19 protein-coding genes and 1 pseudogene are annotated in these 22,669 nt (G+C 59.8%); 6 read left to right on the forward strand and 14 right to left on the reverse strand.

Annotated elements, in window-relative coordinates:
- Positions 1-36 precede the first annotated feature (36 nt).
- The 4 genes and pseudogenes from ACFO6X_RS14220 to tkt form a co-directional block, all read right to left on the reverse strand.
- Positions 37-1,725 (reverse strand): cation acetate symporter, encoded by a 1,689-nt coding sequence (locus ACFO6X_RS14220; RefSeq protein ID WP_382434272.1) that lies wholly within the window; start codon positions 1,723-1,725, stop codon positions 37-39.
- Entirely contained in the window at positions 1,722-2,039 is a 318-nt protein-coding gene (locus tag ACFO6X_RS14225; RefSeq protein ID WP_382434274.1) for a DUF485 domain-containing protein, read from the reverse strand. Before ACFO6X_RS14225 ends, ACFO6X_RS14220 begins: the two co-directional genes overlap by 4 nt.
- Before the next feature lie 232 nt (positions 2,040-2,271).
- Positions 2,272-3,270, reverse strand: a complete 999-nt coding sequence (gene gap, locus ACFO6X_RS14230; protein WP_382434276.1) for a type I glyceraldehyde-3-phosphate dehydrogenase — start codon at positions 3,268-3,270, stop codon at positions 2,272-2,274.
- Positions 3,271-3,308: 38 nt separating this feature from the next.
- Positions 3,309-5,375: pseudogene (gene tkt / locus ACFO6X_RS14235) on the reverse strand (transketolase); the annotation flags it as partial.
- Between the two features lie 69 nt (positions 5,376-5,444).
- Between tkt and ACFO6X_RS14240 the strand changes: the two are divergent.
- From ACFO6X_RS14240 to ACFO6X_RS14250, 3 genes are read left to right on the forward strand one after another with little or no spacing between them, the layout of a single operon-like run.
- Positions 5,445-6,224: a nucleotidyltransferase family protein gene (locus tag ACFO6X_RS14240; protein WP_382434278.1), complete on the forward strand. Its 780-nt coding sequence runs from the start codon at positions 5,445-5,447 to the stop codon at positions 6,222-6,224.
- 44 nt (positions 6,225-6,268) lie between these two features.
- On the forward strand, positions 6,269-7,690 hold the full coding sequence (locus tag ACFO6X_RS14245; protein WP_382434280.1) for an aminopeptidase P N-terminal domain-containing protein: 1,422 nt from the start codon (positions 6,269-6,271) through the stop codon (positions 7,688-7,690).
- A 23-nt stretch (positions 7,691-7,713) separates the two neighbouring features.
- Positions 7,714-9,543: a diguanylate cyclase domain-containing protein gene (locus tag ACFO6X_RS14250; RefSeq protein WP_382434282.1), complete on the forward strand. Its 1,830-nt coding sequence runs from the start codon at positions 7,714-7,716 to the stop codon at positions 9,541-9,543.
- 3 nt (positions 9,544-9,546) lie between these two features.
- On the opposite strand, the gene ACFO6X_RS14255 is transcribed toward ACFO6X_RS14250, so the two are convergent.
- The 6 genes from ACFO6X_RS14255 to ACFO6X_RS14280 all read right to left on the reverse strand — a co-directional run bounded on the left by ACFO6X_RS14255 (position 9,547) and on the right by ACFO6X_RS14280 (position 14,922).
- Complete coding sequence (locus ACFO6X_RS14255) at positions 9,547-10,215, reverse strand: ABC-type transport auxiliary lipoprotein family protein (RefSeq protein WP_382434285.1); 669 nt, start codon at positions 10,213-10,215, stop codon at positions 9,547-9,549.
- Positions 10,216-10,230: 15 nt separating this feature from the next.
- Positions 10,231-11,226, reverse strand: a complete 996-nt coding sequence (locus ACFO6X_RS14260) for an MlaD family protein (RefSeq protein ID WP_382434287.1) — start codon at positions 11,224-11,226, stop codon at positions 10,231-10,233.
- Positions 11,226-12,023, reverse strand: a complete 798-nt coding sequence (locus ACFO6X_RS14265; RefSeq protein ID WP_382434289.1) for an ABC transporter ATP-binding protein — start codon at positions 12,021-12,023, stop codon at positions 11,226-11,228. The genes ACFO6X_RS14260 and ACFO6X_RS14265 overlap by 1 nt, the downstream gene beginning before the upstream one ends.
- An 8-nt stretch (positions 12,024-12,031) precedes the next feature.
- Positions 12,032-13,159: an MlaE family ABC transporter permease gene (locus ACFO6X_RS14270; RefSeq protein ID WP_382434291.1), complete on the reverse strand. Its 1,128-nt coding sequence runs from the start codon at positions 13,157-13,159 to the stop codon at positions 12,032-12,034.
- A gap of 121 nt (positions 13,160-13,280) precedes the next feature.
- Positions 13,281-13,613 (reverse strand): hypothetical protein, encoded by a 333-nt coding sequence (locus tag ACFO6X_RS14275; RefSeq protein ID WP_382434294.1) that lies wholly within the window; start codon positions 13,611-13,613, stop codon positions 13,281-13,283.
- Positions 13,614-13,629: 16 nt separating this feature from the next.
- A complete protein-coding gene (locus tag ACFO6X_RS14280) occupies positions 13,630-14,922 on the reverse strand; it encodes an ammonium transporter (protein WP_382434385.1) in 1,293 nt (430 codons plus the stop codon).
- Between the two features lie 375 nt (positions 14,923-15,297).
- Here ACFO6X_RS14280 and ACFO6X_RS14285 point away from each other — a divergent pair, with 375 nt between their 5' ends.
- Positions 15,298-16,056, forward strand: a complete 759-nt coding sequence (locus ACFO6X_RS14285) for a sulfite exporter TauE/SafE family protein (protein WP_382434296.1) — start codon at positions 15,298-15,300, stop codon at positions 16,054-16,056.
- A 15-nt stretch (positions 16,057-16,071) separates the two neighbouring features.
- Here ACFO6X_RS14285 and mrdA read toward each other — a convergent pair whose 3' ends face one another.
- The 4 genes from mrdA to ACFO6X_RS14305 all read right to left on the reverse strand — a co-directional run bounded on the left by mrdA (position 16,072) and on the right by ACFO6X_RS14305 (position 20,646).
- The gene (mrdA, locus tag ACFO6X_RS14290) at positions 16,072-18,015 is read right to left on the reverse strand and encodes a penicillin-binding protein 2 (RefSeq protein WP_382434298.1); all 1,944 of its coding nucleotides are present in this window, start codon (positions 18,013-18,015) and stop codon (positions 16,072-16,074) included.
- Positions 18,016-18,051: 36 nt separating this feature from the next.
- Positions 18,052-18,570: a rod shape-determining protein MreD gene (gene mreD / locus ACFO6X_RS14295; RefSeq protein ID WP_382434300.1), complete on the reverse strand. Its 519-nt coding sequence runs from the start codon at positions 18,568-18,570 to the stop codon at positions 18,052-18,054.
- Positions 18,567-19,484, reverse strand: coding sequence for a rod shape-determining protein MreC (gene mreC / locus ACFO6X_RS14300; RefSeq protein WP_382434302.1), 918 nt, complete (start codon positions 19,482-19,484; stop codon positions 18,567-18,569). The genes mreD and mreC overlap by 4 nt, the downstream gene beginning before the upstream one ends.
- 118 nt (positions 19,485-19,602) lie before the next feature.
- Complete coding sequence (locus ACFO6X_RS14305) at positions 19,603-20,646, reverse strand: rod shape-determining protein (RefSeq protein WP_382434304.1); 1,044 nt, start codon at positions 20,644-20,646, stop codon at positions 19,603-19,605.
- A gap of 218 nt (positions 20,647-20,864) precedes the next feature.
- Here ACFO6X_RS14305 and gatC point away from each other — a divergent pair, with 218 nt between their 5' ends.
- Together gatC and gatA are read left to right on the forward strand one after the other, a co-directional pair.
- Positions 20,865-21,164 carry an Asp-tRNA(Asn)/Glu-tRNA(Gln) amidotransferase subunit GatC gene (gene gatC / locus ACFO6X_RS14310; protein WP_382434306.1) on the forward strand — a complete coding sequence of 100 codons (300 nt, stop codon included), beginning with the start codon at positions 20,865-20,867 and terminating at the stop codon, positions 21,162-21,164.
- Between the two features lie 4 nt (positions 21,165-21,168).
- The gene (gatA, locus tag ACFO6X_RS14315; protein WP_382434308.1) at positions 21,169-22,668 is read left to right on the forward strand and encodes an Asp-tRNA(Asn)/Glu-tRNA(Gln) amidotransferase subunit GatA; all 1,500 of its coding nucleotides are present in this window, start codon (positions 21,169-21,171) and stop codon (positions 22,666-22,668) included.
- Position 22,669: the final 1 nt, after the last annotated feature.

Here is a 22,669-nt window from a genome sequence, read left to right on the forward strand (position 1 = left end):
AATGCCGTGCAGAGACGGCGTTGGCCTTGGAATCGATCAGTGCGCTGCCGCGCTGGCTGCACCTACTCCCGTTTGGGCACGTACATATTGGTCATCAAAAGCAGCGCGCTCGGCTTGGGCCTGTGCGCTGTTGTCCAACTTAGAGAACACATAAATACCCAAGAACGCCAACGGCATAGCAAACAGGGCGGGCTGGGTGTACGGGAAGATGGGCGAAGCATGGCCCAGCACATCGACCCACACCGATTTGGAGAAGAACACAAACAGCACCGAACTGATCAGGCCGGTATAGCCGCCCACCAGTGCGCCACGGGTGGTCAGGCCACGCCAGTACATCGACATCAGCAACACCGGGAAGTTGGCACAAGAAGCCACACCAAAGGCCAGCGCCACCATAAAGGCTACGTTCATCTTCTCAAACGCCACGCCCAACAGCACCGCCACCACACCCAAACCCAAGGTGGCGATTTTGGAAACCCGGATTTCCTTTTCTTCCGACACATTGCCCTTCATGATGACGCGGGCGTACAGGTCGTGCGAGATGGCCGAAGCACCAGCCAGCGCCAAACCGGCCACCACCGCCAAAATCGTGGCAAAGGCCACCGCCGACAAAAAGCCCAGCAGCAAATTGCCACCCGCTGCTTTAGCCAAGTGCAGCGCCACCATGTTGCCGCCACCAATCAGCTTGCCGCCTACCACGCCGCCTTCAAAGAATTGTGGGTCGGTGCCCACCAGCACGATGGAACACAGGCCCATCAAGGCAATCACGTTAAAGAAGAAGGCAATGATGCCCGAGGCGTAGAACACCGATTTGCGTGCCTCTTTGGCATTGGTCACGGTAAAAAAGCGCATCAAAATATGTGGCAGCCCGGCAATACCAAACATCAGGCCCAAGCCCATCGAAATGGCGGTGATGGGGTCAGCCAACAAGCTGCCGGGGGTCATGAGCTTGGTGCCCAGCTTATGCACTTCCATCGCACGGGTGGTGAGGGTCTCAAAACTAAAACCAAATTGGCTAAAGGCCAGCAACATGATGGCCGTGCCACCAGTCAGCAACATACAGGCCTTGATAATCTGCACCCAAGTGGTAGCCACCATACCGCCGAAGATCACATAGACCATCATCAGCACGCCCACAATCACCAGTGCCACGTTGTATTCCAGGCCAAACAGCAACTTAATAAGTTGGCCTGCCCCCACCATTTGCGCTACCAAATAGAAGCACACCACCACCAACGAGCTGATGGCGGCCATGGTGCGCACTTGGCCTTGGTTGAGACGGTAGGCGGTAATGTCGGCAAAAGTGAACTTGCCCAAGTTGCGCAGGCGCTCGGCCATCAAGAACAAGATGATGGGCCAGCCCACAAAAAAGGCCACCATGTAGATGTAGCCATCCACCCCTTGGCCGCAAATCATGGCCGTCAGGCCCAGCAAGGTTGCGGCAGACATAAAGTCTCCCGCAATTGCCAAGCCGTTTTGTTTGCCGCTGATGCCACCACCAGCGGTATAGAAGTCAGAGGCCGACTTGGAGCGGCCAGCCGCCCAGTAGGTAATGCCCAGCGTCATCAGCACAAAAACAAAGAACATGCCAATGGCGTGCAGGTTCAGCGGCTGCTTTTCGGCTGCGCCCAAATCGGGGCCAGCCAAAGCCAGCGTGGGCAAGAGCAGTAACAGTGCGGCCAGAGGACGGCCTACAGAAGAAAACAGAGCGGGAGTATGGTTCATGGCTTTTTCAGTGCGTCTTGGACGATTTGTTCATTCAGGCTGTCAAATTCGCCATTGGCACGGCGCACATACACCCACGTCAGCACACAGAAAAACACGAACTGGAAAAACCCCAGCACCACGCCCACCGTCAGGTTGCTGCCTTCAAAAAGGCGAACAGCAATGGCACTGGGCACAAAGGCCACCAACAACACAAAGCTGAAAAAAACGGCAATCACCAACAATGCCAACATGGTGGCAAAGCGCCCACGCTGGCGCACCAGCTCGGCATAGCGCGGGTCGCGCTTGATGTTTTCGTACAGTGGATTGGACATGGGTCTCCCTTCATCATCATGAATGCGCATGGCATTAACCGGCGGCATTCTAGGAAGTCAATCCTGTTTAATCCTTACAGTACTGCCAGAGTTTCTCCTGTATATGGGGGGGGGTGATGGGGGGGGATATAGCATGGGATGGAGCACCGTTTTTTGATCGAGTAACGGGCCGAAAATGCCACCACCATAAAAAACGCGCCCGAAGGCGCGTTTTTTGCAGACGGCGGGTAGATTACTTAGAAACCACGCGCACCATTTCCAGGCACTTGTTCGAATAGCCCCACTCGTTGTCGTACCAGCTCACGATCTTGACGAAGGTACCGTCCAGCGCGATGCCAGCGTCGGCATCAAAGATGGAAGTGCGGGTGTCGCCACGGAAGTCGGTGGCCACCACCTTGTCTTCGGTGTAACCCAGCACGCCCTTGAGCGCGCCTTCGGACTGTGCCTTCATCTCGGCCTTGATTTCTTCGTAAGAAGCAGCGTTTTCCAGCTCTACGGTCAAATCGACCACGGACACATCCGAGGTGGGCACGCGGAACGACATGCCGGTCAGCTTCTTGTTCAGCGATGGAATCACCACGCCCACCGCCTTGGCAGCGCCAGTGCTGGAGGGGATGATGTTTTCCAGAATGCCACGGCCACCGCGCCAGTCTTTGTTGCTGGGGCCATCCACGGTTTTTTGCGTAGCCGTGGCAGCGTGTACGGTGGTCATCAGACCGCGCTTGATGCCCCACTTGTCGTGCAGCACCTTGGCCACGGGAGCCAAGCAGTTGGTAGTGCAAGACGCGTTGGAGATGATGGCCTCGCCCTTGTAGGTGTCGTGGTTGACACCAAACACAAACATCGGGGTGTCGTCTTTGGACGGGGCCGACAAAATCACCTTCTTCGCGCCAGCGTCGAGGTGCTTTTGCGCGGTGGCTTTGTCCAAGAACAGGCCAGTGGATTCGATCACCACATCAGCGCCGACTTCGTTCCACTTCAGGTTGGCGGGGTCGCGCTCTTGCGTCAGGCGAATTTTCTTGCCGTTGACGATCAGGTTGGAGCCTTCGACCGACACTTGCCCATCAAAGCGACCATGCACGCTGTCGTATTGCAGCATGTAGGCCAGATAGTCAGGCTCCAGCAGGTCGTTGATACCCACGACTTCGATGTCGCTGAAGTTTTGCAGGGCCGAGCGCAGCACGTTGCGGCCAATGCGGCCAAAGCCGTTGATGCCAATCTTGATGGTCATAGGGGTTTCTCCAGAGTTACTTGCCAAAATCGAAAAAATTATTTGCGCTTGAGAGCGGCCTGCACCGTGGCGGCCACGTTTTCGGCGGTAAAGCCAAAATGCTCAAACAGCACGGGGGCCGGGGCCGACTCGCCGTAGCTGTCGATGCCAATCACGGCGGCGCAGCCGTACTTCCACCAGAAGTCGGTCACGCCCATTTCTACCGCAATGCGTGGCAGGCCAGCGGGCAGCATCGCCTTTTTGTACTTGATGTCTTGCTGGTCAAAGGTGGTGGTGCTGGGCATAGAGACCACGCGCACAGCAATCTTTTTCTCGGCCAACAGACGTTGGGCTTTCAGGGCCAACTGCACTTCCGAGCCGGTGGCCACAATCACGGCCTGGGCTTTTTCCTTCAGGCCCACATCGCGGGGTTCGGACAGCACATAAGCACCCCGGCTGATGTCGCCCAAATCACGCTTGGGTGCATAGGGCAGGTTTTGGCGGCTGAGCAGCAGCGCCGTAGGCTTGTTGCGGTTGGTGAGTGCCACGCTCCAAGCCACGGCGGTTTCTGCGGTGTCGGCGGGGCGCCACACATCCAAGCCCGGAATCAAGCGCAAGCTGGCAGCATGTTCGATGGATTGGTGCGTGGGGCCGTCTTCGCCCAGCCCGATGGAGTCGTGGGTAAACACATGCACCACGCGCAGCTTCATCAGCGCGGCCATGCGGATGGCGTTGCGGCTGTAGTCGGAGAAGGTCAGGAAGGTGCCACCGTAGGGGATAAAGCCACCGTGCAGGGCCACGCCATTCATGATGGCAGCCATACCAAACTCGCGCACACCGTAGTTGATGTGGCGGCCACCGACCAACTGGCCGTTGACTTCGGTCTGCACCACGTCACCGGCGGCATCAAAGCGCAGGTTGGGGGTGCTCTTGGTGTTGGTCAAGTTGGAGCCGGTCAGGTCGGCGCTACCGCCCAGCAGTTCGGGCAGGGCGGCGGTAAAGGCTTCCAGTGCCAGTTGGCTGGCCTTGCGGCTGGCCACCGTCTCGCCATTGCGGTGGGCGTGGACTACGGTATCCACAGCCACTTGGGCAAAGCTGGGGGGCAGGTCGCCATTCATGCGGCGGGTAAATTCTGCGGCCAGCTCTGGGAAGGCTTTGCTGTAAGCGGCAAAACGCTTGTTCCAGTCGGCCTCTCGCTTAGCGCCCGCCTTGGTGGCATTCCAATCGGCAGCCACCTCCTTGGGAATCACAAACGGTGCGTGTTCCCAACCCAGCTCTTTGCGTGTCAGGGCGATTTCTTCGGCACCCAGTGGCTCGCCGTGGGCTTTGGCCGTGTTGGCGCGGTTGGGGCTGCCCTTGCCGATATGGGTTTTGCAGACGATGAGCGTGGGCTTGTCGGTGCTTTGCTTGGCTTGGGCAATGGCCGCATCCACGGCATCGGCATCATGGCCGTCGATGGGGCCAATCACGTTCCAACCGCAGGCGGTAAAGCGTTGCGGGGTGTTGTCAATAAACCAAGGGGCCACTTGGCCGTCAATGCTGATGCCGTTGTCGTCGTACAAGGCAATCAGCTTGTTCAGCTTCCAAGCGCCAGCCAAGGCTACGGCTTCGTGGCTGATGCCTTCCATCAGGCAGCCATCGCCCAAAAACACATAGGTGTGGTGGTCAACGATGGTGTGCTTGACCTTGCCTGCTGCGCGGTTGAATTCTTTGGCCAGCAGCTTTTCTGCCAACGCAAAGCCCACGGCATTGGTAATGCCTTGGCCCAAGGGGCCGGTAGTGGTTTCTACGCCGGGGGTCACGCCCACTTCGGGGTGACCCGCGGTTTTGCTGTGGAGCTGGCGGAAGTTCTTCAGCTCTTGCATTGGCAGGTCGTAGCCTGTCAGGTGCAACAGCGCATACAGCAGCATGGAGCCGTGGCCGTTGGACAGCACAAAGCGGTCGCGGTTGGCCCATTGGGGGTTGGCGGGGTTGTGCTGCAGGTGGCGGCCCCACAATGCCACGGCCATGTCGGCCATGCCCATTGGGGCGCCGGGGTGACCGGAGTTGGCTTGTTGAACGGCATCCATTGCGAGTGCGCGGATTGCATTCGCCATTTGTTGAGAGTTGGCCATGGGGCAGGTCCGGAGGGAGGGATCGGTGGAAAGCTGCGGATTTTACTGTTGCTGCCTTTCTAGGCCGCTACAGTGCAAGCCATGTCCAATTTGTCCTCTACCACCGCCCCCCCCTCCATCCCAGCCCTCATCTTGGCCGCAGGCCGAGGCGAACGCATGCGCCCCCTGACCGATCACACCCCCAAACCGCTGCTGGCAGTGCAAGGCCAGCCACTGCTGCACTGGCATTTGCAGGCGTTGGCACAGGCCGGTGTGCCACGGGCAGTGATCAACACAGCGTGGCTGGGTGAGCACATCAGCAACCACTTTGGTCAGGTGTTTCAGGCCGCAGGGGATGCAGCACCGCTGTCGCTGGCCTACTCATGCGAGCAGCAGGACTTTGGTGCGGCACTGGAAACCGCTGGCGGCATTGCCCGTGCCCTGCCACAACTGGGCAACATCTTTTGGCTGGTGGCGGGCGATGTGTTTGCACCAGATTTTCGCTTTGCCCCCGAAGCAGTGCAGGCCTTTGCCACCAGCGACGATCTAGCGCACCTGTGGCTAGTACCCAATCCAGCCCACCACCCACGGGGCGACTTTGGCCTCTCTGCTCAAGGGCGGGCGCTCCATCTGGCCGACAACAACCCCACACCGCGCTACACCTACAGCACCATCGCCCTGCTGCGGGCTCAGCTGTTTGCACTGCCGTGGTGCGATATTCCGGCAGGCAATCCGCACGGTGTGGCGGCCCCACTGGCGCCGCTGTTGCGCAGAGCAATGGATGCTGGACGCGTAGGTGCTTCGCTCTACCACGGTGCCTGGACAGATGTGGGCACGCCCGAGCGGCTGGCACAGCTCAATGCCAAGGCCACATCCTGCTAAAGCACCCAGAGACGGCCAACCTCCATCTGGAGGAGAATCTGCCCATGGATGCACCTCTGAGCCACGCCCCCTCCTCCTTGTATACCCAACGCCGTGCCGCATTGGCCGCCCAACTGGGCACCGATGGCATTGCCATCATCCCCACTGCGCCCGAGCATTCACGCAACCGCGACAGCGAATTTTTGTTTCGCTTTGACAGCTACTTTCACTACCTGTGCGGCTTTACCGAACCCCAGGCTTGGCTGGTGATCCATGCCAGCGGCCACACCACGCTGTTTTGCCAACCCAAAGACCTAGAACGTGAAATTTGGGATGGCTACCGCCTTGGCCCCGAAGCGGCCCCTGCCGCCTTAGGGGTAGACGCAGCGTTTTCCGTGTTGGAGCTAGACCAGCGCCTGCCTCGCCTGTTGGAAAACCGCGCCACTGTTTGGTACCCCTTTGCCATCCATGCGGGACTGGAGGGCCGGGTGGCTGGATGGCTGGGCAGCGTGCGGGGCCGCGCCCGCCAAGGTGCGCTGTGCCCCGATGGGCAGCGCGACCTGTGTGCCTTGCTGGACGAAATGCGCCTCATCAAAGACGGCCACGAGCAAGCGGTGATGCGCCGCGCTGCACAAATCAGCGCCCAAGCCCATATCCGCGCCATGCAGCGCAGCGCCACCATGTTGCGCGCGGGTCAAGAACTGCGCGAATACCACCTCGACGCCGAACTGCTGCACGAATTTCGCCAACATGGTTCGCAATACCCGGCCTACAGCTCCATCGTGGCGGGCGGTGCCAATGCCTGCGTGCTGCATTACCGGGCCGACACCGCCCGCATCCACGATGGTGATCTGGTGTTGATTGACGCCGGCTGCGAGCTCGACGGCTACGCCAGCGACATCACCCGCACCTTTCCGGCCAATGGCCGCTTTAGCGGGCCACAGCGGGCACTTTACGATTTGGTGCTGGCCAGCCAAGAAGCAGCGGTAGCCGCGACACGCGCTGGCGCCCGTTTTAATGACCCGCACAACGCTACCGTGGCCGTGCTGGCCCAAGGGCTGCTCGATTTGGGCCTGCTCAATGCCAACCAAGTGGGTAACGTGCAAGACGTGATTGAAAAGCGCGCTTACTTCCCGTTCTATATGCACCGCACCGGCCACTGGCTGGGCATGGATGTGCATGATTGCGGCAGCTATATCGAGCCCAGCGAAAGCCACCAGATCACCGAGCGCCAAGACCCCCTCACCGGCCAAACCGTGCAAGAACGCCCCAGCCGCATTTTGCGCCCCGGCATGGTGCTGACCATCGAGCCAGGTCTGTATGTACGTCCCGCCCCCGGCGTGCCCGAGCAGTTCCACGGCATTGGCATCCGCATTGAAGACGACGCCATCGTGACCGAGACTGGCTGCGAACTCATCACCCGTGGCGTGCCGGTAGCTGCCAACGAGATCGAAGCACTGATGCGCGTGCAAACGACCCGCTGCTAACCTGTTGCAGCAAACACCCCGTCATGGCTACCCACCTGATGTACCTGTCAGGCCCGCCTCTATCAGGGGCGAGGCAACTACTGCGGTGGCTACTGGTGTGGGCTTTGCTGTGGCCGGTGCTGGCCCACGCTGGTGACTACATCACCGAACGGGCTTGGCTGGAAGACCCCTCGGGCCAATGGAGTCTGGACGAGGCACTGACCCATCCCTTCACGCCCTACGAAGGATTGCTCAGCCGGGGCTATGGCACCTCAGCCATCTGGATACGGCTACGCATTGATCCTCACGCCAACCCACCCTCTACCCTCACCGATCGCTTGGTGCTGCGTCTTCGCCTCACCTACTTAGACCAAATACAACTGTTTGATCCGCAGGCTCCAACCGCTACCCAGCCCAACACGGCCCCCGTGCCTTTCAACGACCGCACCTTGAACCTGAACTACCTCCTGCCCAGGGGGGATATCCCCAGAGACATCTATCTGCGGTTGCAATCTCCAGGCACCCGCACCAAGATGATCGAGGTGCTCAATCTGGAAGAGGCACTGGACAGAGACCGACAGCAGGAAACCATTTATGGGCTGTACCTGTCAGGGTTGCTCGTGTCGCTGCTGTGGGCCTTGTTGCACTGGTTCAGCCTACGCGAACGGGTGATTGGCGTTTTTGCCTGCAAACAGGCCGTGGCCTTGCTTTGGTCTCTATCGCTGCTAGGCTACGTGCGCGAGCCACTGGGAGACGCCGCCCCCACACTGGTTGCACTGCTATTGGTGGTGTTCACAGCCACCTCCGCCTATTTTGACTACAGCCTGTTTCGCGAATATCAGCCCCCGCGCTGGACTTTGCGGGTATTGCTGGGCTTGATGGCCGTGCTACCAGTGGCGGCCCTACTGATCCTGAGCGGCCACATCTCCACTGCGCTGCGCCTCAACATAGTTTGTACGCTACTGATCGTGTTGTGGAATCTGGTGGTTTCATTACTGGCACGGCCCCGTGTCAACCATCCAGCCCCTGCCATTCCCCAGTGGGGGTTGGTGTCGTTTCACGGCGTCTTGTGCCTGTCCATCGTCATTACCGCCCTCATGGTGTTGGGGGTGTTGTCCAGTGTGCTGCTGGCCCTGCATTCGCTGCAAATCCACGGTCTGGTGACAGGCCTGATCATGGTGATCTTTTTACAAGTGCGCTCACAACGACTGACCCAGCGCCAAACCCAAGCTTTGGCCGATCTGGCAGTGGCCCAAAAAAATGCCCGGCAGGAACAACTGCACCGCCAACAGCAAGAAAAACTACTGGAAGAAATCCGCCAACTGGCCTTCCATGACAGCCTGACCCACCTGCCTAACCGACGCCTGCTGCTGGAATGCGTACAACTGGCTGCGGCGCAAAACCAGCGTTATGGCCACCACAGCGCCCTGTTGTTCATGGATTTGGACAATTTCAAGCCTCTGAACGATGCCTACGGACACCATGTGGGCGATCTGCTGCTGATCGAAGTCGCACAGCGGCTGCGGCAATCTGTGCGGGCCTGTGACACGGTTTCGCGGTTTGGCGGTGATGAGTTTGTGATTTTGCTCAATGACTTCAGCACAGAGGCCACCACAGCACAGCCACAAGCCCAAGCCGTGGCCGAAAAGATTCTGACCAGCCTAAGGCAGCCCTACCGGCTCCAGACAGACCACAGTGACACCGCACGCACTGTAGAACACCATTGCAGTGCCAGCATTGGCATACGGCTGTTCACCACCCCCCCCGAACCGATCGAAAGTTTGCTCGATCAAGCCGATGCGGCCATGTATGCCGCCAAGGCGGCGGGTCGCAGCACCATCCGCTTCTACACCAACGCAGATGCTCTGGCCTGAGCGTTAGCGTTGCACCTCTTGCAGCCACTGGGCAATCTCTTGCGCTGCCTGTGCGGCAGCATCGGCCAGTGCGCGGGTGCCTCCCACAGCATCCGCACTCACAGCCGGCTGCTGCACAGTAAACAAACGTTGTCCAAGCAGCTGATCTCCTGTGGCACCGGGCACCACTGCCGTGGCACGCAAACGAATCACACCCACGCTGTCGCTCACACTGGTAAAAACTTGGCTGAACTCTTCCAATTGCACCCGCAACACGGCCGGTCGAACCCCTGTGGCACCAGGGGCTGCAGCCCGGGCATCGGTAGCCCGCAACACAGCCCGGCGCTGGCCCAATGCGGCACGCAACTCCTGCTCTACCAATTGGGCGGGTGGCTGGCTCCAGCGGGCCAATTGATAGGGCCGCAATTGGCGCACATCGGCATAAGCCAAACGGTACAACACCGCAGTGCTGGCATCGGCATGGCTCGCTCCCTGCACATCAGCCAATACTACGGGTGACAGGGGCATGCGCCGATCAACGGACGGCGATGCCAGCAGGCCCGGGCCAAAATCGTACAGCGCCGGGCGCGCGGGCGACTGGGGCACCGCCACACAGCCTCCGAGCAAAAACAAGCACCCACAACCCAACGCCCCAAGCCAACGGTTGCTCCAGACAGCAATGTTCTGGTACATGGTCTGCATTCTTTCTCAAGGTTGGGTCACAGAGGTCACAGAGGTGACGGGTACCACAAAACCCGGCTCGCCGGGGCCGGGCACTGCCGGGCCCGAGCCATACAGCAAGGCTTGCGGGTTGTCATTCAGGCTGGCGGCCACACGGCCCAATTGGCGGGCAGCATGGGCGGCATCGTCGCTGACGCCTTCAATATGGGCCAGTGTGCTGTGATTAAAACGGTCAACGGCATGGCCTAACGCCTGAGCGCCCACCGTTACCTGCTCCAAAGCCCCCCCCTGCGCATTGAGCTGCCCTGCAGTGCGTCCCCAGGCACGGGCGACTGCGGCCACCTCGGTACTGGCACTCTGCAACGATTGCAAAGTGCGGCTGGTCTCCTGTGCCAACGGCGGCAAAACCTGCAAGGCGGGGTCTAGCCGCTGACTGACTGTGGCATCGAGCCGCCGCCCCAGTGCGCCCACACTGCCAGCAGCTTGACCGATCTGCGTCAATGCGGTGCCAATGCGTTGCTGGTTTTCATCGCCCAGCAGTTGGTTGATACGCTGCACAGCTTCATCCACCCGTCCCAAGATGGCTTGCCCCTGATCGGCCAACTGGCTAAAAGGCGAGGTACGCAGCGGCAACCGTGGCAGGCCGCTGGGGCCAGCGGCCAGTGGGGTCTGCGCCTCTCCAGCATCATCCAGCAACACATAGGCCAGCCCCGTCACACCTTGGTAACCCAAAACAGCAAAGGTGCTGGGTGTCAGCGGGGTGTTTTCATGCACAGCGATGCGAATCAGCACATTGCCATTGATTTGCGAATCAAAGCCAATGTGGGTCACTTTACCCACGGCCACACCTTTGTAGCGCACTGCCGCTTGGGGCTGCAAGCCGCTCACGCCCTCGCGGCTGGAAAGCTCGTACGCATGGTAATTGCCTGTATCGCGTGTGAGCCACAGGCCCAAGCCCGCCACCAGGGCCGAGACAATCAGCACAAACAGCCCGGCAGCCAGGGCATGGGCTTTGTTTTCCATCAGACCTCCTGCGGGGCCAGGGGTGGTGCCATGGCACGGCGGCCCCGTTCGCCCCGGAAAAATTGTTCCACAAACGGATGATCAAACCGGGCCACCTCGGTTGGTGTGCCAGTCACGATGACTTTCTTATCGGCCAACACTGCCACACGCGAGGCTAAGGCAAACAGGGTATCGAGATCGTGCGTCACCATCACCATGGTGATACCCAGCAGTGCCTGCAACTCGCGCACCAAGGCGCAAAACTCGTCCGAGCCATGCGGATCTAGCCCAGCGGTCGGCTCATCGAGCAGCAGCAAGGGCGGGTCCATGATGAGAGCGCGCGCCAATGCCACACGCTTGATCATGCCCCCCGACAAATCTGCAGGCATCCGGGTGGCATGTTCCGGCTTCAGTCCCACCATTTGCAGCTTGACCATCGCGGCATCTCGCACCACAGCCGCAGGCAGCGTGCCTTGTTCGTTCAGGGCAAAAGCAATGTTCTCCAACACATTAAAGGCCGAAAACAATGCCCCATGCTGGAACAGCATTCCCACGCGACTGGCGGCCCCAGTGCCACCCATCTCTCGGGCTGGGCGCCCCAGCACCGTCACGGTGCCACGGGCCGCTTGGGCCAGCCCCAGTATCTGGCGCAGCAACACCGTCTTGCCTGTACCAGAGCCCCCCACCAGTGCCAGCATCTCACCGGGTTGTACCGTCAAATCCAGATCTTGGTGCACGCTGAAGGCGGCCTCGCCCTTACCAAAAACGCTCCAGAGGCGGTCGATGCGCACCACTGGTGCAGGGGCGGGGATAGACATGATCGACATCAGGCAAAGCCTACCGTTTTGAACAGCACGGCAAACAGCGCATCCACCATGATGACCATCGTGATGGCCGTCACCACCGAGGCCGTAGTGCCCTCTCCCAAGCTTTGTGTATTGGGCTTGACACGCAACCCCCAATGGCAACCAATCAGGGCAATCAAGACACCAAAAACAACCGATTTAGACAGTGCCAACCACAGATTGCCCAGCCCCACCGCTGTTGGCAGTGCTTGGTAAAAATAACCAGGCGAAATACCCAAGGCCAAATCAGCCGCCAACATACCACCGGCCAGTGCTGCCAGTGTCGTCCAAACCGCAATCAGCGGCATGGCAATGCCCAAGGCCAAGGCCCGGGGCCAGACCAGCCGCAAACCATGTGGGATGCCCATCACGCGCATGGCATCCAATTCTTCCGTCACGCGCATCACGCCAATCTGCGCTGTGATGGCCGAACCCGAACGCCCAGCCACCAAGATGGCCGCCAGCATTGGCCCCAGCTCCCGAATCAAGGAAATACCCAAAATATTGACGATGAACGCCTCTGCACCAAACTGACGCAGTTGCAGGCTCATCAAATACGCCAGCACCACACCAATCAAAAAACCCACCAACGCCGTGATGGGCAAAGCCATTGCGCCCATACGGTACAAATGGCCCGACACATCACGCCACGGCGTGCGGTAGGGCTTGCGCAACAGGTACAGACTGTCGAGCAACAACTGCCCCACCAGTTGCAGCAAATGCCGGGCATGGTCAAGGCCATGCAACACCAACACGCCCAACCGATCAATTTGGTCTGCCAAGCGCCACGGTGGCACTGGCGGTGGTGGGGTGCTGTAGTGTGCCGCCCGCTCCAACAGGCTGCGATGGTGCTCATGCACCATCAATCGCTGCGGCCAAACATGGCCCCACTGGTGCCAGAGCCATTGCGCGCCCACATGATCGAGCCACTCTAGCCCCCGCAAATCCCAACCCAAACCGGGGGTGGTTGGCAATGATGCCCATTGGGCCAACAAAGCCCGCCATTGCGCTCGCTCGCCCAAGGCTGCGGCCCCCCAACGGCCAAACAACTGCACCCACGGCCCTTCGGGGCTGTCGGTGCATAGCAGGCGGGGCGGAGCGTCAGACATAGGCAGGCAAAAAGGGCAGGCAACCAAGAAACCAGAAAATAGACAGGGTAGATGGTAGCGCCACTGCCACGACCATTGCCACCGTCACCTCTGCCTTCGTGGGCCTGCTGGCTTGCCCGCGCTAACGAATACCCCCTACATAACGGGGGGCCATGGGTGCAGGCACTACAGGTTCGGCATCTGACCGGTGCAGCAAAAGCGCACTGGGATGCAGCAATGGCTGGCTCTGCACAGGAGTGTGCGTGGTCGGGAGCATAGCTTGCTCCAACCGCTGCGCCCAATCAGCCAGCTCGGGCAGGTGATCCGTCTGTGCCCGCTCACGGGCAAAACGGACGATTGCTTGGGCATATTCCAAGTTGCAGGCCATCCATTCGGTATCGGTCACCCGGCCCGTTTTACGCCGCAACAACACATGCATATGGGCGGCAATCGCCATCACATCGGTATCGCTCATCAGTGGAACTCCTTTGCTAGCTACCCAGACGCTCGCGGTGCAAGGAAATGTCCAACCCAGTCCATTCATCCTGTGCATCCACGCGCAAATCCACCACCACCAAACGGGTCAGCCACAGCAACAGCGCAGTGGCCACCAAGCTGTAAGCCATCACCGCCAATACGCTGAGCATTTGTGTGAGCAAACTGCCCTCAACGCCCCCAATCGATTTGTCGGCCAACACCCCAGTCAGCAAGGCACCCACAATGCCGCCAATGCCGTGCACGCCAAACACGTCCAAAGAATCGTCTGTGCGCAGCAGGCGCTTGAGCCCGGTGGCACCCCAGTAGCAAGCCAACCCTGCTACACCGCCAATCAGCAATGCTGCTGCGGGAGTCACAAACCCCGCTGCGGGGGTAATGGCGACCAACCCTGCCACCAGCCCAGAACACAGGCCCAACAGCGAGCCGCGGCCGCGCACCACAGCCTCGCCCAACATCCAGGCCACAGCACCAGCGGCTGCTGCAATGTGGGTGACTGCCAGCGCCAAACCGGCACGCCCCCCCGCCGACAGCGCCGAGCCTGCATTAAAGCCAAACCAACCCACCCACAGCAGGCTGGCCCCCACCATCGTCAAGCCCAAGTTGTAGGGCTCGAAAGCTTCGCGGCCATAACCCTTGCGCGGCCCCAGAAACCACGCACACACCAGCCCGGCCACACCGGCGTTGATATGCACCACCGCACCCCCCGCAAAGTCCAGTGCCCCCATACGGGCCAACCAGCCTCCTGGCTCCCAAACCCAATGGGCAATTGGTGCATAGACCAACAACGTCCACAACGACATGAACAGCAACAGGGCAGAAAACCGCATGCGCTCTACCAAGGCGCCCACCACCAGTGTGGCGGTGATGATGGCAAAGGCGAGTTGGAACATCGCATATACCGACTCTGGAATATGGGGGGCCACATGACTGACGGCCACTTGGCCCGTCCCCATCTGGTAATCCAGACCAGCAAACCATAAGCGTGCATCACCCCCCAGCCAAGGGGAACCGGGTGTAAAGGCCCAAGAATAGCCCACCGCAAACCAGAGCAGGCTCACCAAACAAGCAATGCCCAGCACACTGGCCATTGTGTTCAGCACATTTTTGCGCCGCACCATGCCCGCATAGAACAAGGCAATCCCAGGCAAAGCCATCAACAACACCAGTGCCGTCGAAACCAGTACCCAAACCGTATCGGCATCGTGCAAAGTATCTTGCACCACCAACATCGGGCGGACTGGGGCAGAGGCCATTTGTGCGCTGGCAGGCTCCCAGGCCAGCAGCATCCCCAGCGCCCACAGCATGATCGACCCGGCCTTGTATCGTCTTGTTTGCATGACCATCGTTCTCCCTGTGTGGATGTAGTAGTACCGTGGGTACTGCACAAGCCATGCCAGGCCCAAGCAGGGGGGTATCCAAGAAAATGGGCGCTCTTGCGCCCCAGAACAGGGGCAGGGAAACCCCCAATGCACCGCAGCGGTGCGGGCGGCTACATTAACGGCACTCGACGGCGCATTGCAATGCGCCCAACGAGGGGCTGAGGAGACAAACCACAAAGCCACAACCATATTTTTCAAGCATCCGTTATGAGATGCACCCCCCTTCCGAGGCGCTGACTCCATGTCAGCGCCTTTTTTTTGTCCTGGTGGGACAATCTGGGCATGGAATGGTTTGTTGTTACGCTGGCCTCGTTACTGGCTGGGTTTGTAGATGCCATCGTGGGGGGTGGCGGCTTGGTGTTGCTGCCTGCCCTGTTTGCCACCTTTGCCACCACTGCACCAGCCACGCTGATGGGCACCAACAAGGCGGCGGCTGTCTGGGGGACGGCGATTGCCAGCTGGCAATACAGCCGACGGGTACAGGTGCGCTGGTCAGCCCTGCTGCCAGCCTCATTGGCCGGATTTGTCGGTGCCTTTGCTGGTGCTTGGGCGGTCACGGTGCTATCGCCCGATTTTCTGCGCAAGTTGCTGCCACTGATCTTGCTGGCTGTGCTGGCATACACCCTGATGAAGAAAGATTTGGGCCGCCACCATGCACCTCGGCTAGCAGCCCAGCGTGAATGCTGGGCTGCCAGTCTGATTGGTGCGGGCATAGGCTTCTACGATGGCTTTTTTGGGCCAGGCACTGGCAGCTTCTTTGTTTTTTTGTTTGTGCGTGTGCTGGGTTATGACTTTTTGAATGCCTCGGTCTCGGCCAAGGTGCTCAACGTGGCGACCAATGTGGCCGCGTTGATCCTGTTCTCAGTCAAAGGCCATGTCTGGTGGCATCTGGCCGTGCCACTGGCCGTGGCCAATGTGCTGGGCAGCCTGCTAGGCACTTGGATGGCTTTGCGCCACGGTGCAGGGTTTGTGCGCGGCATTTTCATGGCCGTGGTCAGCGCCCTCATCCTCAAGACAGGCTACGACGCCTTCATACGCTAAGGTGGGCTTGGCGGCTCAACGCTCGGGCAGGCTGATGTCCGCCACAGAACGAGGCTCACCCAGTGGTGCCATTGCTTGCCCTTTGCGCACAGCAGCAATATCTTGCTCACTGGGGTATTCGCCCAGCAGCCAGTAATCGAACACCCGGCGGGCAATGGGCGCTGCCTGGGCACCACCAAAGCCAGCATTCTCCACAATCACGGCCAAGGCAATCTGAGGGTTGTCGGCAGGCGCAAAAGCAATATAGAGGGCATGGTCACGCTGGCGCTCCTGCAAACGGGCCGCGTTGTATTTGTCTTTCTGACCAATCGTCACGGCCTGTGCTGTGCCCGTTTTGCCTGCCGACAAATAACGGGCTCCAGCAAAGACCTTGGTAGAGGTGCCACCCTGCGTAACGCCCACCATAGCCCGTCGGATCACATCGATATGGGCAGGCTTGTAGCCCAATGGCACCGAGGGCGGCTGCGGCAGTGGGCGACGCTCACGGGTTACTGCATCAATGGTGGCCATGCCCAGATGCGGTCGGTGCTGGGTGCCCCCATTGGCCAGTGTGGCTGTAGCGTGGGCCAGTTGCAGCATGGTGAAATTGTTATACCCCTGCCCAATACCTAAGGAGATGGTCTCACCGGCATACCATTTTTTATGCTCGGGGCGGCGGTAGGTTTTGCGCTTCCACTCTTGGCTGGGCAGCACCCCGCGCAACTCGCCATTCAAATCAATGCCAGTGAGCTGCCCAAAACCCAAGGGCTTCATGAAGTCGTGCATGGCATCGACCCCCATGTCATTGGCCAATTGGTAGTAGTAGACGTTACTGGACTGCACAATGCTGCGGTGCAGATCTACGGCCCCTAACCCGTGGTCGCCGTGGCTACGGAAGGTGTGCCCCCCAAAAGTCCAAGAACCACCGTCATGAACAATGGTGCCCGGTGTGCGCTTGCCCGTCTCTAGGGCCGCCAAGCCCATAAAGGGCTTGTAGGTAGACCCCGGTGGATAGGTGCCACGCAGGGCGCGGTTGAGCAAGGGCCGGTCAATCGATTCATTCAATGCCGTCCAGTTTTCTTGGTCAATCCCCTCTACAAACAGATTGGGGTCGAAGGTCGGCTTGCTTACCAAGGCCAGCACCTCACCATTGCGCGGATCTATCGCCACCAAGGCACCACGGCGTTCGCCAAACAACTCTTCGATCATCATCTGCAACTTGATGTCCAGTGTCAGCGCCACGGTGTGGCCCGGTGTGGCCGGAAAGCTGTTGAGTCGGCGCACTGCCCGCCCCCCAGCAGAAGTCTCCATTTGATCCACGCCCGTCACCCCATGCAGTTGGGGCTCAAAACTCTGTTCTATGCCCAACTTACCAATGTATTCGGTGCCCCGGTAATTAGACTGTTCCTCAGACTCTTCAATGCGTTCTTTTTCTTTTTGGTTGATACGGCCAATGTAGCCAATGGCGTGGCTGGCCACATCCCCCAACGGGTAGTTGCGAAACAACCGCGCCTTCACATCCACGCCCGGAAAACGGTAACGTTGGGCCACAAAACGGGCCACCTCCTCATCGGTCAATCGGGTGCGGATAGGCAAAGAGTCAAAACTGCGTGACTCCTCGCGCAGCCGCTTAAAGCGGCGCTTATCGCGCGGATGGATTTCCACCACTTCAGACAGCGCCTCAATGGTCTTGTCCAAATTACCTGCCTTGGATGGGGTGATTTCCAGGGTATAGGCGGCATAGTTGGTAGCCAACACCACGCCATTGCGATCCAGAATCAAACCCCGATTGGGCACCACTGGCAGCACCGCGGTGCGATTGCTTTCGGCCTGCTCGGCCAGATCCGCATGGCGCACCACCTGCAAAAACACCAGACGGGCAACCACCAAGGCAAAGGCCAACAATACCGTCAGCCCCACCACCACCACCCGCGCACGGAAACGCGCAGTATCCATCTGGGCATTGCGCAATTCAGTCATGACGACCCGCCTTGGTACACAGACAGACAACCCGGGTCATAAAGGGCGGTTCGCATCCCTGTCGGGGGGGCGGCGCTGTGGCGCCTGTAGCACCCAACTGGCCAGAGGCCACAGCAGCGCCTCTAGCAAAGGAGCGATTGCCACCTCTACCCCCGGAAAACCACCACCAGAGAGCAGACGAATCAGCAGTTGCAGCGCATGCACTCCGGCAAATAAACCCAACATTTGTGGTGCCTGCACCCAAGGCTTGAACCACAACAAACGCCGATGCCCCAGACTGGTGCCAAACATCAACGCGGCATACGCCAAGGCATGTTGGCCCAACAGGGAAGACTGCTGGACATCCATGCACAACCCCAGCATGAAGGCCACCCCCATGCCAATGCGGTCGGGTTGGTGGATGCCCCAAAAGGCCAACAAAATCAGCAGCACATCTGGCACCCAGAGCACTTGCCCCAATGGCAGCATGTTTAACACCAAGCCCACCAGCAAACTGACGGTCATGAATACGGGATTGGCTGGCAGCAGCAATGGCTGCCCACGCGGCATGATCATCGGTGGGCTCCCAATTTGGGGGCAGCCGCTGGTTCGGGCTGCGGACGGGGCGGCACATCATCGACTGGCGTGATCAACATGACATGGCGCGCCCCCTCTACCTGGGCCTGGGGTTTGCAGTAGATGCGGGCAAAGGCCGAATCGGCTCGGCGCTCTACGCGCACCACCTTAGCCACCGGCAGCCCTGCTGGGTAAACACCGTCCATACCACTGGTTGAAAGCAGATCGCCCTCTTGCACATCGGCATTGGCCGCTACAAAACGCAACTCCAACCCACCACCATGGCTGGCTACTGGGTCGCCATAGGCAACGCCACGGGCACCAGTGCGGGTATTGAGCACCGGAATAGCCTGTTCACGATCGACCAACAGGGTCACTTCGCTCAAAAAAGGATAGACACGGGTGACCTGCCCCAAAACACCTGCGGCATCGACCACCGGCGAGCCCTGCACCACACCCTGCATCTGGCCCCGATTGACCACCACACGGCGGGTATAGGGGTCGGTAGTGTCGTAAAGAATCTGGGCCGCATGGGCCGGAAGGTCTAGACGCTCTTGTAAGTCGAGCAACTTGCGCAGGCGCTCATTTTCCTCTAGGAGTTCTTGCGCCTGATTGGCACGCACCGACAAACGCACCAGCTCCTGCCGTGCTGCATCCGCAGCCGCTTGTGCTTGCTCTAGGGTCTCAAAATACCCTTCTCCACGGCTGGCCCAATCTTTGGGCTGCAACAGCAACCATTGAATGGGGTAGAGCACCACCGCTACCGATTGGCGCAGAGGATCGGTAATGCGCCAGCGCGCATCAGCCACCATCAGAAACAGTGCCAAGGCGCTATAGAGAATAATCTGCGAAAAGGCCGATGGGCCCTGCCGCATCAAGGAGGGCGCGCGGCGATCCAGGGTGCCAAGGGGCATGGGGACATCCGTTCAGGTGCCGGGCCTGCCGTTGCGGGCAAACACATGCACCAAAGAGGCCAGGACAATGGCCATCATGCTACTGCAAAGGGCTTGGCCCGCAACGCAGACCGGGCTTTCACTCGCTGGTGAAAATGCTGCCGGTGCGGCCCATGCGCTCCAGCGCAATGCCACAGCCGCGCACCACACAAGTCAGCGGATCTTCGGCCACCAGCACCGGTAGACCCGTCTCTTCGGCCAGCAGGCGATCCAAATCGCGCAGCAACGCACCACCGCCCGTGAGCATCATGCCGCGCTCGGCTATGTCGGCACCCAGCTCTGGCGGGGTTTGCTCCAGCGCATTTTTGACGGCAGAAACAATCTGGTTGAGGGGCTCAGTCAAGGCTTCGAGTACCTCGTTGCTAGAGATGGTGAAGCTGCGCGGCACACCTTCGGACAGATTGCGCCCACGCACTTCCATCTCTTTGACTTCGGAGCCGGGGAAGGCAGAACCGATGGTTTTTTTGATGGATTCTGCCGTAGGCTCACCAATCAACATGCCGTAGTTGCGCCGGATGTAACTGATGATGGCTTCGTCAAACTTATCACCACCGACGCGCACGCTGCCCTTGTAGACCATGCCGCCCAAGCTGATTACGCCCACTTCGGTGGTGCCGCCACCAATATCCGCCACCATCGAGCCTGAAGCCTCAGACACCGGCAGACCAGCACCAATGCCAGCGGCCATCGGCTCTTCAATCAGATAGACCGCTGTGGCTCCAGCAGCCTCGGCAGCATCCTTAATGGCACGGCGCTCCACTTGGGTAGAACCACAGGGCACACAGATGATGATGCGCGGGCTGGGCGTGAGCAGCGTGCGCGGATGCACCATCTTGATGAACTGCTTGATCATCTGCTCGGTGATCACGAAGTCGGCAATCACGCCGTCTTTCATCGGGCGGATGGCTTCAATGTTGCCGGGCACCTTGCCCAGCATGGCCTTGGCCTCACGGCCAACGGCCTGAATGACCTTCTTGCCGTGGGGGCCACCTTCGTGGCGAATAGCAACGACAGAAGGCTCATCGAGCACGATGCCCTTGTCGCGGGCAAAAATCAGGGTGTTGGCAGTGCCAAGATCAATGGCCAAGTCGGTGGAGAAATACCGACGGAAAGCTCCGAACATTCAAAAATCCTCTCGGGCACGGCATGCGCTTCGGCTTGCAGTCGCCGGGTGTTTACGGGGTGTATATGGGGTCTAAAGTGGCTCTTTTTCGCACAATGACCGGTGATGGGCAGGGTATTGCGGCAAAGGCGGGATAATACCGCATCCCCTGTGAATACCCTGTTACCCACACGGTAGCAAGCACAGCTTTACATCCGGTTTCTGATCACGTCTTCGCTATGGCACTGACCCCCCAAGACATCGGCCGCATCGCCCATCTGGCCCGGCTGGAACTCAGCCCGCAAGAGAGCGAGCGCATGCTCACCCGGCTCAACGGCTTTTTTGACATTGTCGAGCAAATGCGTTCTGTGGACACCACTGGCATTGAGCCGCTGGCCCACCCGGTGGCCGTGGTGCAAGACATCGCCCTGCGCCTGCGGGCCGATGTAGTGTCTGAGAGCAACCAGCGCCAAGCCAACCAGCGCAGCGCCCCCGCAGTAGAAAACGGCCTGTTCTTGGTGCCCAAAGTGATTGAGTAAGCCCATGTCCCTCTCCCATACTCCCTTGCACGACCTGAGTGTCACGGCACTGGCTGCCGAACTGCGCCAGCAGCGCGTCAGTGCCACAGAAGTGGCACAACATTTTCTGGCCCGTGCACGCGCACATCAGCATTTGGGTGCCTATGTGGCGCTGAATGAAGAAGCCACACTGGCCCAAGCCCGCGCTGCCGATGCCCGTTTGGCCGTTGGCACGGCTGGCCCCTTGGAGGGCGTGCCCATCGCGCACAAAGATATCTTTGTCACGCGGGACTTTCCTACCACCGCTGGCTCCAAAATGCTGGTGGGCTACCAATCGCCTTTTGATGCCACGGTGGTGAGCCGTTTGGCCCAAGCTGGGGCTGTGACGCTGGGTAAGCTCAACTGCGATGAGTTTGCGATGGGTTCGGCCAACGAGAACTCTGCCGTGGCCCCGGTAGGCTTTGATGCCCCGGCTCCAGTACGCAACCCTTGGGACACCACGCGCGTGCCCGGTGGCTCCTCCGGCGGTAGTGCCGTGGCCGTGGCCGCACGGCTGGCCCCGGCCGTGACCGGCACGGATACCGGTGGCTCGATTCGCCAACCGGCTTCGTTCTGTGGCATTACTGGCATCAAACCCACCTATGGTCGCGCCAGCCGCTACGGCATGATTGCCTATGCCTCCAGCTTAGACCAAGCCGGCCCGATGGCGCGCAGCGCCGAAGACTGCGCCCTGCTGCTCTCGGCCATGTGCGGCCCTGACCCCGACCGCGACTCCACCAGCTTGGATGTGCCAGCCGAAGACTTTAGCGCCCGCCTGAATGACAGCCTCGAAGGCCTGCGCATTGGCATTCCCAAAGAATTCTTTGGCGAAGGCTTGGCCGCTGATGTGCGTGCGGCTGTGGATGCCGCGCTGCAAGAATATGAAAAACTCGGGGCCAAACTGGTGCCTATCAGCCTGCCGCGCACTGAGTTATCCATTCCGGTTTATTACATCATTGCCCCGGCAGAGGCCAGCTCGAATCTGAGCCGCTTTGATGGGGTGAAGTTTGGCCACCGCGCACAAAACTTCACCGACTTGGAAGATATGTACAAAAAGACCCGCGCCGAAGGCTTTGGCGATGAGGTCAAGCGCCGCATCATGACCGGGGCTTATGTGCTCAGCCACGGCTATTACGATGCCTACTACCTGCAAGCGCAAAAAATCCGCCGCATGATTGCGGACGACTTTCAGCAAGCCTTCCAACAGTGCGATCTGATTGCCGGGCCGGTGGCCCCTAGCGTGGCCTGGAAGCTGGGCGAACACAGCAGCGACCCGTTGGCCGACTATCTGGCCGACATCTTTACCCTGCCTGCCTCACTGGCTGGGCTGCCCGGCATGAGCGTGCCAGCTGGTTTTGGCGCACAGGGTATGCCGGTGGGCCTGCAACTGATTGGCAACTACTTCCAAGAGGCACGCCTGCTCAATGCGGCGCACCGCCTGCAACAAGCCACTGATTTCCATCTGCGCCAGCCCGAGGGTTTCTGAC

Origin of the sequence: Giesbergeria sinuosa (genome assembly GCF_042652905.1) — a bacterium.
GTDB classification, from domain to species: domain Bacteria; phylum Pseudomonadota; class Gammaproteobacteria; order Burkholderiales; family Burkholderiaceae_C; genus Simplicispira; species Simplicispira sinuosa.